This window comes from uncultured Cetobacterium sp. (genome assembly GCF_947038635.1).
In the GTDB taxonomy this organism is placed as follows: domain Bacteria; phylum Fusobacteriota; class Fusobacteriia; order Fusobacteriales; family Fusobacteriaceae; genus Cetobacterium_A.
In genome coordinates this window covers 1-14,581 of record NZ_CAMQXC010000048.1, presented here as the reverse complement: position 1 = coordinate 14,581, position 14,581 = coordinate 1, and the positions used below count along the sequence as shown (strand labels likewise).

The window sequence follows — 14,581 nt, the reverse complement described above, 5'->3', positions numbered from 1 at the left end:
GAAAGTACTTGGGGGGCAGCCCCCTGGGAGGATAGGAAGTTGCCAATCTTTTTTTTATATTTAAAAACTGGAGGATGATTATATGAAAAGGCAAAAAAAAGTAAAATTAATATATAATCCTGTTTCAGGTGGTGGAAAAATTTTAAAAGAATTAGATAAAATTTTTGAAATTTATCAAGAACATGGGTTTGTTGTTGACATATTTAGAGTTTCTTATAGCTGTAAAAAAGATGAGATATTAAAAAATATTGAAGATTATGATCATTTTTTAATATCCGGTGGAGATGGAACAATAAATAGTTTTGTTAATATTTTAAAAAAAAATGATATAGATATTCCAATAGCGATACTACCAACAGGAACTGCAAATGATTTTGCTAATGTAATAAAAATGCCTAGAAATATTGAAAAAGCTTGTAAAAAGATACTATCAACAGATGTTAAAGAGATAGATTTAGGAAGAATAAATAATCAATATTTTATAAATATAGCTAGTCTTGGAGTTTTTTCTACAATCTCTCAAACAACCGATAGAAATATGATAAAAACCATGGGTAAATTAGCATACGTGTTAAATGGAATAAAAGAGATGACAAAGATAAAAAAAATGAAAATTATATTAGAGAGCGATGAATATAGTGCAATAACAGATATTGTTTCTCTTTTAGTTTTTAATGGAAAAAGTGCTGGAAATTTTGAATTGGCATATAATGCCAAATTAGATGATGGCTTTTTCGATGTTTTACTGTTAAAACCAGATTTTATAACAGACGTTCCAGAAATAAGTGCAGCATTAGCTACAAAAACTCACTTAGAGAAAAAAATTCATTCAATAAAATATTTTAAAACTAGGTTTATGAAAATTGTAGGAGTTGAAAATTATTCTACAGATATAGATGGAGAAACAGGGCCTAATTTACCTATTGAAATTGAATGTATTCATAAAGGTTTAAAAGTTTTAGGTATTAGTTAAAAAAAAATTGAAAAGAATACTAAAAAAATGGTAAAATATAGAGCGAATATAAAAAAAGGGGATGTAAAATTGAAAACATTTACTGAAGTTCTATTAAATTATTTTCAAAAGTTAAATATAAATTTACCTAAAAACTTAGAGATTAATAATATTCAAATGGATAGTAAGAAGGTAGAAAAAGGTTCGTTATTTATAGCTATAAATAATGGATATAATTATATAGATGAGGCTCTTAAAAAAGGAGCAGAACTTATCATTTGTGATAAAAGTCCTACAAATGAAAGTGAAAAAATTATTAAAGTTTTAAATAGTATAGACTTTTTACAAGATATAGCTAAGTTATATAGAGAAAAATTATGTATTAAAATTATAGCTGTAACAGGAAGTGAAGGTAAAACAACAACTAAAGATTTAATTCATGGAGTTTTATCAACAAAATATAAAACACAAAAAACTTTGGGAAATTATAACAATCAAATTGGACTTCCATTTACATTGTTACAATTAAAAGAAAGTGATGAAATTGTAGTTTTAGAAATGGGAATGAGTAATTTAGGTGAAATTGATTTATTATCAAAAATTGCAAAGCCAAATTATGCAGTAATAACAAATATTGGAGATTCTCATCTAGAATTTTTAAAAAATAGAGATAATGTGTTTAAAGCAAAAACTGAAGTTTTAAATTATGTTGATAAAAATAATACCTTAGTTTATGGTGATGATTTTTATTTAAAAAATTTAGAAGCTTTAAAAATTGGATTCGAAAATAAAAATAATTATATTATAAATAATTTTGTCGAAAGTTATGAGGGAGTTAATTTCTTTCTAAATGATGAAAGATATTTTGTGTCTTTAAATGGACTACATAATGTAATAAATGCTTCTTTTGCTATTGCATTAGGAAAAATATTTGGAATGTCTTATGACGAAATTAAAAATGCATTAAAAAATATTAAAATAACATCTATGAGATTTGAAAAAATAGAAAAAAATAAAATTTTATTTATAAATGATGCGTATAATGCGAGTCCTGTATCTATGAAAATGGCTTTAAATGCATTTGCTTCCCTACCGTTGAAGAAAAAAAAGATAGTTGTTTTAGGTGATGCTCTTGAACTTGGTGATAAGGAGATAGAATATCACGTAGATATATTAAAAGAAGCTTTAAAATATGAGTTTAATGAAGTGTTTATTTATGGTGAAAGAATGAAAAAAGCTTCAGAAAAATTAAATAATCCTAAAATTATTCATTTTACAAAAAAAGAAGATATAAGGGATGAACTTAATAAAACTGAGAATGTAGCTGTTTTATTAAAAGGTTCAAGAGGGATGAAATTAGAAGAAATAATTATGTAGTAAAAAGGAGTAAGAGGGATGCTATACTTATTGGCAGGGTATTTTCCAGTTTTAGAGGGGCTTAAATCAATATATTTAAGAAGTTTTTTAGCATTTATATTAGCATTTTTAGTTGTTTTAGTTACTGGTAAACCATTTATAAAGTATTTGAAAGTAAAAAAATTTGGAGAATCTATAAGAGAAGAGGGGCCTGTTAGTCACTTTTCAAAAAAGGGAACTCCGACAATGGGTGGAATATTAATAATTTTTGGAACCTTATTAACAGGATTATTAGTGGGTGATCTATTTAATAAATTCTTAATTTTAATGTTTGTAGTAACACTACTTTTTAGTAGTATTGGATTTATAGATGACTATAAAAAATTTACAGTTAATAAGAAGGGATTGTCAGGTAAAAAAAAGCTAATGGGTCAGTGTTTTATAGCTATAGTTACTTGGTTTTTTATAAAGGAGTTTGGTTTAACTGGAAATAAAATATTGGATTTATCAATTGTGAACCCAATATTATCAAATAGTAATTTTTATTTAGGAAGTTTTTTGATGTTAATATTCATAGCTTTAGTGCTAATGGGAACATCTAATGCGGTGAATATAACTGATGGATTAGATGGATTAGCAATAATGCCTGTAATAATAGGTGCAACAATTTTAGGAATAATAGCATATTTCACAGGTCATATTGAATTAAGTAATCACCTTAATTTACATTATATAGCAGGTATAGGTGAATTATCAGTATTTCTATCAGCTTTAGTGGGAGCAGGCTTAGGATTTTTATGGTATAACTTTTATCCAGCACAAATCTTTATGGGAGACACGGGATCGTTAACGCTAGGTGGGATTCTGGGAGTTGTAGCAATTTTACTTAAGCAAGAATTGCTTTTACCAATAATTGGAGGAGTATTTGTATTAGAAGCTGTATCAGTTATACTTCAAGTGGGTTCTTTTAAAATGAGAGGAAAAAGAGTGTTTAGAATGGCACCAATACATCATCATTTTGAATTAGCAGGCTTGCCAGAGACAAAGGTAACAATGAGATTTTGGATTGTTGCATTGTTTTTAGGAATGATAGCTTTAGGTATAGTTAGATTAAGAGGAATACTATAAATAAGACCACAGTGAAAGTCACTGTGGTTTTTGTCGTTTAAAAATAAGGAGGGAAATCCATGAAGAAAGCAATTGTTTTTGGGGCTGGTGTAAGCGGTAAAGGTTCCGAAAAAACTTTAAAAAAAATGGGATACAAAGTTTTTTTAATAGATGATAAAATAGGAATATCGTCAAAAGAAGGTATGAAAATATTAGAAGATGATAAAATAGATTTGTTTATAAAAAGTCCTGGGGTTCCTTATACTGATTTAGTAAAAAAAGCTCTGAAATTGCAAATAGAAGTGATAGATGACATTGAATTAGGTTATAGATATAAAAAAAATAATAAAATCTCTGGAAAGATAATAGCTATAACAGGAACAAATGGAAAAACAACAATAACTACAAAAACACAAGAGTTATTGGAAAAAGCTGGTTATAAAGCAAAAGTATGTGGAAATATAGGATACTCTTTTAGCGAAACAATTGTGGAGAATCCAGAGCTTGATTATTATGTATTAGAAGCTAGTTCTTATCAACTTGAGAATATAAAGGAGTTTAAAGCCGATATTTCTTTAATAGTCAATTTAGCACCAGATCATCTATCAAGATATAAAGATTTAGATCACTATTATGACACAAAGTTTAATATAGGAAAAAATCAAAAGGAAAGTGAATATTTTATAGTAAATACTTCATGTGCCGAAAGTTTAAAAAGAGTAGATACGATTTCTGGAAAAAAAATATATGTAGGAATGGATAAAACATATAAAAAAGAGAGTGTATGGGTTGAGAATGAATCGATTTTTTATAATGGAGAGTTTATTCTAGAGGGAAAGTTAGCATCTTTAAAAGGAAAGCATAATTTAGAAAATATGTTATTTATTGTTTGTATAGGAAAATTACTCGATATTCCAACGGAATTAATAAGAGAGTTTTTATATTCAACTAAAACATTAGAACATAGAATGGAAAATTTTTTCTCATACGGTGCAGTTGAATTTATAAATGATTCAAAGGGTACTAACATAGATTCTACTAAATTTGCTATTGAAGCTTTTGAACAACCGATTTTAATTTGTGGAGGATATGATAAGGAGCTAGATTTAACTCCACTGGAAAAAATAATTAAAGATAAGGTTAAAGAGGTTTATTTGATAGGTGATATTTCAGATAAATTAGAAATAGGATTAGAAAAAATTGGTTTTTCAAAAGAGAGAATTTTTAATTTGAAAACTTTAGATAAGGTGTTAGAAAAATTAAAATCTAAAGTTGATAAAAATCATAAAGAAGTTGTTTTATTTTCTCCAGCGACATCAAGTTTTGATCAGTTTAAAAATTTTGAAGAAAGAGGAATAGTTTTCAAAGACTTAGTAAAAAGTTACTTTAATTAGGAGAGAATTTATGATGAAAAAAATAATTATAACAACTGGAGGTACAGGAGGACATATTTATCCTGCATTGGCAGTTGGAAAAAAACTATTAAATAGAGGTATGGAAGTTTTATTTGTAGGAAGTTCAACTAGAATGGAAAAAGATTTAGTTCCAGAAGAGGGGTTTAAATTTCTAGGAATAGATGTATATCCGTTTCAAAATTTTAAAAAAATCCTCTCAAATATAAAATCATTTTTACAAGCTTTTAAAATTGTAAAAAAAGAACAGCCAGATATAATAATAGGATTTGGAAATTATATTTCAATACCTGTTTTACTAGCAGGTGCAATTTTAGGAAAAAAAATATATTTACAAGAACAAAATGCAGATTTAGGAATGGCAAATAAGTTATTTTATAAAATAGCTAAAAAATGTTTTCTAGCTTTTGACACAACATATGAAGAGATATCAGTAAAAGATCAACATAAATTTTTAGTTACTGGAAATCCATTAAGAGAAGATATTTATACAATGGATAAAGATACTGAAAGAGAAAGATTAAAGATTGGAAAAGACGAAAAAGTACTTTTAATAACAGGAGGAAGTCTTGGGGCTAAATCCTTAAATGAAGCAGTAATCAAAAGTTTAAAAGATATATATAAAGATAAAAGCATCAGAATTTATTGGGCTACTGGAGATAAAAATTTTGGGGAAATAAATGAAAAATTAGAAGATCAACAGATAAAGGTTAGTGACATAATAAAGCCATATTTTAATAACATGATAAATGTAATGGCAGCAGCAGATTTGGTTGTTTGCAGAGCAGGAGCATTAACCGTTTCAGAAATAATGCAACTTGAAAAACCATCGATTTTAATACCATATAATTCGATAAAAGTTGGACAGTATCAAAATGCAAAGATATTATCAGAAAACGAAGCAGCACTTATATATAGTGATAGCAAGGCAGATGAAGCCATAGAAAAAGCTTTAGAGCTCATAAAAAATGATGATGAGTTAAATAAAATGAGTAGAAAAGCTAAAAATTTAAAGAAGAGTAATGCAGCTGAAAAGATAGTTGAGTGCTTGGATATATGGAGGAGTTAGATGAATAAAATATATTTTATTGGAATAAATGGAATTGGAATGAGTGGCTTAGCAAAAATTATGAAATTAAAAGGATATGATGTATGTGGAGCTGATCTTTCAAGAAATTATGTAACTGAAGAGCTAGAAAGCTTAGGAGTTAAAGTTTTTGGAGAGCATAATGCAGAAAATATTTTAGGCGCAGATTTAATTGTAGCTTCAAGTGCTATAAAGCAGGATAATCCAGAGATAATAAAAGCAAAAGAATTAGGAATAAAGATAATAAAGAGGGGAGAGTTATTGGCCCTTTTAATGAATAAAGAAATAGGAATTGCAGTAGCAGGAACTCATGGAAAAACAACGACAAGTTCAATGTTGGGATCATTACTTTTAGATATTGATCCAACAATAGTTGTTGGTGGAATTTTACCAGAGATAGGTTCTAATGCTAGATGTGGAAAAACAGAGATTTTTATTGCAGAAGCTGATGAAAGTGACAACTCATTTTTACATCTAACACCAGAAATTTCAATAATAACAAATATTGAGGCAGATCATCTTGAAAATCATGGTTCACTTGAGAATATAAAAAAATCATTTAAACAGTTTATGGACCAGACAAAACAAGAGATATTAGTTTGTGATGACTGTTTAGAAACGTTAGAGTTAATAAAGGGTAGAAAAAATATAAAAACGTATAGCATTAAGAGAAGTGATTCTAATATAATTGCAACAGATATAAAAATAGTAAATACTAAAACAGTATTTACAGTAATCATAGATGGAGAAAAATTTGGAGATTTTGAGCTAGCTATTCCAGGAAATCACAATATTCAAAATGCTTTACCTGTTATTTATTTAGCAAAAAAATATGGAATTGATAAAAAAAGAATAGCAGAAAAGCTTTTAAGTTTTAAAGGTGCGAAAAGAAGATATGATATTTTACATAGTGATAAAATAAGAATAATAGATGACTATGCTCATCATCCAACAGAGATTAAAGCAACTATTCAAGGTGCAAAAACAATTGAAAAAAATAAGACAATAGCAATTTTTCAACCACATAGATATAGTCGTGTGAATTTTCTTTTAAATGATTTTAAAGGTAGTTTTGAAGGAGTAGATGAAGTTATATTAATGCCTGTATATAGCGCAGGAGAAAAAAATGAATTTGGAGTAACATTAGAGAAATTAAAAGAAAAAATAGGGCATAAGCACTGTAGAATAATAGAGAAAAATGAAGATATAGAAAAAATAGTAACAGGTGAAAAAGAATCAGCTACATTCCTATTTATGGGAGCAGGGAATATATCTAATTTAGCTCATACTATTGCAGACAATATAGGGAGAATAGGAAATGAAATTATATAAAAATCACTCGATGAAAGAACATTCTAATATGAAAATTGGAGGAACAGCTAAAGAGTTTATTGAAATTGAAAACAAAAACGAATTATTGGACGTTTTGAAAGAGAAAGAAAATAGATTTATAATAGGTAATGGAACAAATACATTAATATTTGATGGAGAGCTTGATACAACATTTATTTCTCTTAAGGCTATTGATTATATAGATGATAAAGGTGAAGGAGTAGTTGAAGTCGGAGCTGGATTAGACTTTTCTGATTTAATAGATTATATGGCAGAAAAGAATTATACAGGTTTAGAAAATTTAGCAGGAATACCAGGAAGTGTAGGTGGACTTGTTTTTATGAATGGAGGAGCTCATGGAACTGAAATTTTTGATAAAATAATATCAGTTGAAATTATAGATGAAAATAATGAGCTTAGAAAAATAGAGAAAGAAAAATTAAAATTTTCATATAGAGTAACAGAGATAAAAGAGAAAAAATGGGTTGTAGTAAGCGCAACTTTCAAATTTGAAAATGGTTATTTAAGTGAAGTTGTAGAGAAGTATAAATTAAAAAGAAGCGAAAATCACCCATTAAACGAACCAAACTTAGGAAGTACATTTAAAAATCCAGAAGGATATTTTTCTGCAAGATTAATTATAGAGGCTGGACTTCAAGGTAAAAAGGTGGGAGGAGCTCAAATATCTATGGTACATCCAAATTTTGTTGTAAACAAAGGTGATGCAAAATTTAAAGATATTATAGATATAATAGAAGAGGTAAAAGCAGAAGTAAAAAATAAAACTGGAATACAACTAGAAGAAGAGATTATAATAGTAAGAAACTAACTAGGAGGGATCAAGTGAAAATAGCAGTTGTTATGGGTGGAATTACATCAGAGAGAGAGGTTTCTTTAAGAAGTGGACAGGCTATTTTAAATAGTCTATTAAGACAAGGGTATGATGCATATAAAATAGATTTGACAAAAGAAAACTTAGTATCAGCATTTATAGAGAATGATTATGATTTAGTTTATCTAGCTCTTCATGGTGAATATGGTGAGGATGGTAGAGTTCAGTCTGTTTTAGATATGTTAGGTAAAAAATACACAGGTTCAGGAGTAACAGGTAGTGCTGTTGCGATGGATAAAATTTTAACAAAGATAATAGCTAAAGACTTAGGAATAAGAATAGCTAAGACATATGCTTCTGTTGAAGAAATTGATAGTTATCCTGTTGTTATAAAACCAGCAAAAGAGGGATCAAGTGTAGGGTTATATATTTGTAACACAAAAGAAGAAGCACTAAAAGCTTATGAAGTATTACAAAATAAAGAACCTTTAATAGAGGAATTTATAAAAGGGGATGAATTAACAGCTGGAGTATTAAATGGAGAGAAATTAGGCGTAGTTAGAATAAAACCAAAATCTGGATTATATGACTATGAATCAAAATATACTGTAGGAAAAACAGAGTATGAATGTCCTGCTCAAATAGATGAAAAAGCATATGAAGAAGCTTCTGAAGCTGCTAGAAAAATTCATGAAAAGTTAGGGTTAAAGGGAGTAACAAGAAGTGATTTTATCTTAAAAGATGGAAAAACTTATTTCTTAGAGGTAAATACTTGTCCTGGAATGACAGAGACTAGTTTAGCCCCAAAACTAGCAACATTAAAAGGTTATTCTTTTGATGATTTAACTAAGATTATGGTTGAAAGTTGCTAAGTAGAAAATATCTGAAATAACAGGGAGAGATTCTTGAAAAATATATTTAAAATTGCTATAATATTGGCACTAACTTTTATTATAATTCAAGTTGAAAAAGACTTTAAAAATAGAGAATTTTTCAATATTTCAAAAGTTCAAATTAGTGAAGTTTCGCCAAATCTTAAATCAGATTTAGAAAAAATAAAAACAGAGATTTTAGGAAAAAATATTAATGATTTAAATTTAGAAGGATTAGAAAAAAAATTATTAAAAGATGTGAGAATAAAAAAAGCGGTTGTTTCTAAACAAAATTTAAATGAAATAACTATTGATGTCATAGAAAAAGATAGTAATTACTATGCACAGCATAATTCAAGAATATATACTATGGATGAACAGGGAACTATTTTTGGAAAGCTAGATGAATATCCTAAAAAAAGTATGCCAATTCTTGTATTAAAAGATGCTAAAGAAAAAGAATATCTTCTAGAAATAATGGAAAAACTAAAAGAGCTAGATTTAAAAGATGAAGTTTCACAGCTATACGCTGAAAATAAAAACTTGATATACATTATTTTGAGAGACGGAACTAAGATAAAAACTGAACCAGAAGTTTCGAAAAAAAAATATGAAATAACAATGAATCTATATAAGGAGTTGATAAAGGCTAAGGTGATAGATTATATAGATATAAGATTTACAGATATAGTAGTAATGGAAAAGGAGGGGAAAAGTGCGAGATAATATTACAAAATTAGCTTTAGATGTTGGAAATGGTAAAATAAAATTTATTTTAGGAGAACTTAGTACAGAGGGATTAAAGTTAAGAGTACTAGATTACTTAGAGGTATCAAGTGAAGGCATAAAAAGATCTGTAGTAGAAGACCCTGAGCTTTTAAGTGCAAGTATAGCCAAAGGACTAAAAGAGTTAGAGCAAAGAAATGGAAGAGAATTTGAAGTTGTTTCACTAGGTGTGAGTAATGATAGAATTATTTCAAAAACAGATCATGGATGTATTGAGTTTAATGAAAAAGAGATAGTAGCTCAAGATATGTATAATTTAATTGAATTAGTAAAAGGTAATATATTAAAAGAAGATGAAATCGTTATTGAGCAAGAAGCTTACAATGTTAGGGTTAATAGCTCTGGAATTTTAAAAAATCCAATAGGACAAATTGGAAAAAGTATTCAAGGTGATGTTCATCTAATAACAATAAAAAAAGATCAATTAGATCCTTTAGTAGAAGTTATAAATAACGCGGGATTAGAAGTAGAAGATATATTTTTAAACGCATCTGCATCTGCAAAATCAACTTTAGAATATGAAGATAGACAGATGGGAGTAGCTCTAATAGATATAGGAGAAGGAGTTACAGATATAGCTATTTATAAAAATGATAAAATAATTTATACAAAATCTTTATCAATAGGTGGAATGCATTTTGTGAATGATATAAGTTATCTTTTAAAAATACCAAAAAAAGAAGCCAAAGAGATTTTAGAAAAATTGAGAAGCAAACAGTATTCTAATGGAGTAATAAAAACAGAAAATGGAGAATACAATATAGATGAAATTAAAGAGATAATTGATGCTAGAACAGGTGATTTAATTAATTTCATTTCAAAAACAATAGAAGAATCTGGATTTAATGGTTATTTAGGAAAAGGTTTAGCTTTTACAGGTGGAGCAGTATCAATAGATGAGATTTTTAGTAAAGTGGGAAGTAAAATGGAGTGTGCTGTTAGAAAAGTTACTCCATTTCCACTTAGAGGATTAGAAAATGTAAATCCATCTATGTCGACAGTAATTGGTATTTTGTTAACAAAATTAGAAGCAGAATTTAAAAAGAGAAACGAAATAAGAGATGAAAGTTTAAAGGACGAAGTTATAGCCATTGAAAAAGAAGAGGAAGTATTTACAGAACTTCCTATAAATGAAACAGCTTTTAGACAAGAGGACTACGAAGAAGAGTATGAAGAAGAAGTGGTTACAGATGGTACTTTAAACAAAATAAAAAAATGGATTTCTAACTTTATATAATAAGGAGCTGTATGAAAATGTTTAATAACGAATGTGAAGTAAAGATAAAAGTAATCGGAGCTGGAGGAGCTGGAGGAAATGCAATAAATGACATGATTTCAGCTGGAGTAACAGGTGTAGAATATATTGCGGCAAATACAGATGCCCAAGATTTAAACAACTCTTTAGCAGATATAAGAGTTCAATTAGGAGAAAAACTAACAAGAGGTTTAGGAGCAGGAGCTGATCCAGAAGTTGGTAAGCAAGCAGCTGAAGAAGATGTTGAAAAATTAAGAAATTTATTAGAAGAGACAGATATGTTATTTATAACTGCTGGAATGGGTGGAGGAACAGGAACAGGTTCTGCACCAGTTATAGCTAAAATAGCAAAAGAGATGGGAGTTTTAACTATTGGTATAGTAACTAGACCATTTTCTTTTGAAGGAAGAAAAAGAAAAACTAATGCTGATTTAGGGTTATCGAACTTAGAAAAGCATGTAGATTCATTAGTTATAATTCCAAATGATAAACTATTTGAGTTACCAGAGAAAACAATAACTCTTCAAAATGCATTTAAAGAAGCTAATAATATTTTAAAAATAGGTATTAAAGGTATTGCAGATTTAATGATAGGTAGAGGACTTATTAACTTAGACTTTGCTGATATCAAAGCAACTATGCAAAATTCAGGAGTTGCTGTTTTAGGATTTGGAGAGGGAGAGGGAGAAAACAGAGTTGCTAAAGCAACAGAAAAGGCACTATCTTCACCTCTTTTAGAAAAGTCAATTATGGGAGCAAGCAAGGTTTTAATAAATATAGCTGGTTCATCAAACTTAGGACTTATGGAAGCTCAAGCTATAGCTAATATAGTAAAAGAAGCAGCAGGAAAAACAGCAGAAGATATTATGTTTGGTATAACAGCAGACGAATCATATGGTGATAAAATTCAAGTTACAATAATTGCTAATAGCTTTGGTGATGAGCAAGAAAAAACTGAATCTTTTATAAATGTGGAGAAAAAGGCTGAAACTCCAAAGGTAGAAGAGACATCAGAAGTGAGAGATGAACTAGATCTTCCACCATGGATTAGAGCAAATAGAAGAGATTAATAAAAAATACTTGTAAAATTATTGATTCTATGTTAGAATTAATAATGCCCTGCTCAAGATCATTGTGTATTTTGGGCTAAAACCATAGGGAGGAGGTAATAACATGAAAAAGTATGAATTAATGTTCATCATCAACCCAACTATATTAGAAGAGGGAAGAGAAACTGTAATAGCTAAAGTTAACAACATATTAACTACAGCTGGAGCAACTGTTCTTAAATCTGAGAAGTGGGGAGAGAGAAAGCTTGCTTATCCAATCGATAAGAAGAAAACAGGATTCTACGTACTAACTACTTTAGAGATGGACGGTACTAAGTTAACTGAGGTTGAGTCAAAGCTTAACATAACTGAAGAAGTTATGAGATACATCGTAATTAAGAACGACTAATTAAAACTAAAGAAGACGTTTATTCTCAAATAAGGAGGTTATTAGAATGGCAGAATTCAGAAGAAGAAGAGCAAAATTAAGAGTTAAAGCTGAAGAAATCGATTACAAAAATGTTGATTTACTAAAGAGATTCGTTTCTGATAAAGGAAGAATCAATCCTTCTAGAGTAACTGGAGCTAACGCTAAGTTACAAAGAAAGATAGCTAAAGCTGTTAAGAGAGCTAGAAACATCGCTCTTATTCCATATACAAGAGTAGAGAAGTAAAAATAATGAGGTTGAAGATTTATCTTCAACCTCTTTTTCTATATTGTGGATATTAAAAATTTATAAAATAAATATAGTTACAAAAATAAAAAAAAGACAGGCTTTTTTATTTAAAGCTGTCTTTTTTTATAAGCATTATTTGCTTAATATTTTTCTAAGTCTAGCACTTAGAGTATTAGCATTTGCTTTAAGGATTTGCATAACTTCAACCTCGTTAGCACTCTTTAAAGTCTTTAAAGTTTTAGTACAAACTTTAACTTTAACAGTAACACCGTTGATAACAACTTTAGTTGTTTGTAAGTTAGGCTTCCAAACTCTTCCTGTTACTCTGTGAGAGTGAGAAATTTGATTTCCGAAAGTCATTCCTTTTCCAGTAATTTCACATCTTTGCATTCTATTTACACCTCGCTTTCGTTATAAACATGCAAATTATTATACCATTACTGAAAGAAAATATCAAGGTATTTTTTAAATTATTTGGAATAGTTTATAAAAAACATTAAATATGCTATAATAACAAGGTAAAATATATATAGAAAAGGTGATATGTAATATGAATATTCATAGTTATAAAGTATTAGAGTTTAATAAATTAAGAGAAGAGTTATCACATTATATGACTATTGAAGAAAATCAAGAAAAAATACTTGATTTAGAGCCATTTAAAGATATAAACTCTTTAAGAAAAGAATTAGAAATAATTAGAGATTTTATGGATTTTTTAAAGTTTGATGGTGGGTTTGAGCCAGCAGGAATGAAAGATATAACAAATATTACAAGAAAAGCTCAACTTGTGGGGATGTACTTAGAGCCAGAGGACTTATGGTCTATAAATATAAACTTAAGAATTTTTAGAATTTTTAAAGGTAGATTGGAAACTTTAGAAAAATATAAAGATTTAAGAGGAAAATTTATAAATGTACCAATTTTCAAAAATTTAGAAGATTTGATAAATAAAGCTATAGATCCGGATAAAAATATAAAAGACGATGCTTCTATAGAGTTAAGAGAGTTAAGATTCCAAAAGAAGAATATGGTAGCTAATATTAAGAGAAAATTTGAAGAGTTATTTACTAATCCAAATTATTCTAAAGCTATACAAGAAAAGATTATAACAACAAGAGATGGAAGAAGTGTAATACCAGTTAAAACGGATTTTAAGGGACTTATTAAAGGAATCGAGCATGATAGATCATCTAGTGGGTCAACAGTATTTATAGAACCAATTTCTATTGTTTCATTAAATAATAAAATGAGAGAGCTAGAAGTTAGAGAGAGAGAAGAGATTAGAAAAATACTTTTAAGATTAACTGATCAAGTGAGATTAAATACCCCTATAATAAATGAGATTGGTAATACAATAATGTACTTAGATATATTAAATGGAAAATCTCAATTTGGTATAGAGAAAAAATGTGCAATTCCAGAGATAAATAATAAAGAGATGCTATCACTTGTAAATGCTAGACATCCTTTTATAAATGAAAATATAGTTGTTCCTTTAACATTTGAAATAGGAAGAGACTATAATACATTATTAATAACAGGTCCAAATACTGGTGGAAAAACTGTAGCATTAAAAACAGCAGGGTTATTAACACTAATGACATTAGCTGGAATTCCAATTCCTGCAGATGAAAAAACGAGTATAGGATTTTTTAATGGTGTATTTGCTGATATTGGAGATGAGCAGAGTATAGAACAGTCATTATCATCATTCTCAGCACATTTAAAAAATATTCAAGAGATTTTAAATTCAGTTACAAAAGCTTCATTGGTATTGTTAGATGAATTGGGATCAGGAACTGACCCTATGGAAGGATCAGCTTTTGCCATGGCTGTAATAGATTATTTAAAAGATAAGAAA

At 28.4% G+C, this 14,581-nt stretch carries 14 protein-coding genes and 1 pseudogene; 14 read left to right on the top strand and 1 reads right to left on the bottom strand.

Features of this window, described 5'->3' with window-relative positions; translation table 11 throughout:
• Positions 1-82: 82 nt before the first annotated feature.
• From Q0V08_RS06235 to rpsR, 13 genes are all read left to right on the top strand, one after another.
• Positions 83-973 (top strand): YegS/Rv2252/BmrU family lipid kinase, encoded by an 891-nt coding sequence (locus tag Q0V08_RS06235; RefSeq protein WP_297433053.1) that lies wholly within the window; start codon positions 83-85, stop codon positions 971-973.
• A 69-nt stretch (positions 974-1,042) separates the two neighbouring features.
• Positions 1,043-2,329: a UDP-N-acetylmuramoyl-tripeptide--D-alanyl-D-alanine ligase gene (murF, locus tag Q0V08_RS06230; protein ID WP_297433051.1), complete on the top strand. Its 1,287-nt coding sequence runs from the start codon at positions 1,043-1,045 to the stop codon at positions 2,327-2,329.
• An 18-nt stretch (positions 2,330-2,347) separates the two neighbouring features.
• On the top strand, positions 2,348-3,436 hold the full coding sequence (mraY, locus tag Q0V08_RS06225; RefSeq protein WP_297433049.1) for a phospho-N-acetylmuramoyl-pentapeptide-transferase: 1,089 nt from the start codon (positions 2,348-2,350) through the stop codon (positions 3,434-3,436).
• Positions 3,437-3,495: 59 nt separating this feature from the next.
• Positions 3,496-4,809 carry a UDP-N-acetylmuramoyl-L-alanine--D-glutamate ligase gene (gene murD, locus Q0V08_RS06220; RefSeq protein ID WP_297433047.1) on the top strand — a complete coding sequence of 438 codons (1,314 nt, stop codon included), beginning with the start codon at positions 3,496-3,498 and terminating at the stop codon, positions 4,807-4,809.
• A gap of 13 nt (positions 4,810-4,822) precedes the next feature.
• Entirely contained in the window at positions 4,823-5,896 is a 1,074-nt protein-coding gene (gene murG / locus Q0V08_RS06215) for an undecaprenyldiphospho-muramoylpentapeptide beta-N-acetylglucosaminyltransferase (RefSeq protein ID WP_297433045.1), read from the top strand.
• Positions 5,897-7,246, top strand: coding sequence for a UDP-N-acetylmuramate--L-alanine ligase (gene murC, locus Q0V08_RS06210; RefSeq protein WP_297433043.1), 1,350 nt, complete (start codon positions 5,897-5,899; stop codon positions 7,244-7,246). It begins immediately after the preceding gene.
• Positions 7,233-8,075, top strand: coding sequence for a UDP-N-acetylmuramate dehydrogenase (gene murB, locus Q0V08_RS06205; RefSeq protein ID WP_297433041.1), 843 nt, complete (start codon positions 7,233-7,235; stop codon positions 8,073-8,075). The genes murC and murB overlap by 14 nt, the downstream gene beginning before the upstream one ends.
• 14 nt (positions 8,076-8,089) lie before the next feature.
• Entirely contained in the window at positions 8,090-8,950 is an 861-nt protein-coding gene (locus Q0V08_RS06200; protein ID WP_297433039.1) for a D-alanine--D-alanine ligase, read from the top strand.
• A 33-nt stretch (positions 8,951-8,983) separates the two neighbouring features.
• On the top strand, positions 8,984-9,676 hold the full coding sequence (locus Q0V08_RS06195; RefSeq protein WP_297433037.1) for a cell division protein FtsQ/DivIB: 693 nt from the start codon (positions 8,984-8,986) through the stop codon (positions 9,674-9,676).
• A complete protein-coding gene (gene ftsA / locus Q0V08_RS06190) occupies positions 9,666-10,973 on the top strand; it encodes a cell division protein FtsA (protein ID WP_297433035.1) in 1,308 nt (435 codons plus the stop codon). Before Q0V08_RS06195 ends, ftsA begins: the two co-directional genes overlap by 11 nt.
• Before the next feature lie 17 nt (positions 10,974-10,990).
• The gene (gene ftsZ, locus Q0V08_RS06185) at positions 10,991-12,061 is read left to right on the top strand and encodes a cell division protein FtsZ (RefSeq protein WP_297433033.1); all 1,071 of its coding nucleotides are present in this window, start codon (positions 10,991-10,993) and stop codon (positions 12,059-12,061) included.
• A 103-nt stretch (positions 12,062-12,164) separates the two neighbouring features.
• Positions 12,165-12,449 carry a 30S ribosomal protein S6 gene (gene rpsF / locus Q0V08_RS06180; protein WP_023051046.1) on the top strand — a complete coding sequence of 95 codons (285 nt, stop codon included), beginning with the start codon at positions 12,165-12,167 and terminating at the stop codon, positions 12,447-12,449.
• Between the two features lie 46 nt (positions 12,450-12,495).
• Entirely contained in the window at positions 12,496-12,714 is a 219-nt protein-coding gene (gene rpsR, locus Q0V08_RS06175) for a 30S ribosomal protein S18 (RefSeq protein ID WP_023051045.1), read from the top strand.
• 135 nt (positions 12,715-12,849) lie between these two features.
• On the opposite strand, the gene rpmB is transcribed toward rpsR, so the two are convergent.
• Positions 12,850-13,107 (bottom strand): 50S ribosomal protein L28, encoded by a 258-nt coding sequence (gene rpmB, locus Q0V08_RS06170; protein ID WP_023051044.1) that lies wholly within the window; start codon positions 13,105-13,107, stop codon positions 12,850-12,852.
• A gap of 160 nt (positions 13,108-13,267) precedes the next feature.
• On the opposite strand from rpmB, the pseudogene Q0V08_RS06165 reads away from it, so the two are divergent.
• Positions 13,268-14,581 (top strand): annotated as a pseudogene (locus Q0V08_RS06165) (endonuclease MutS2); the annotation flags it as partial.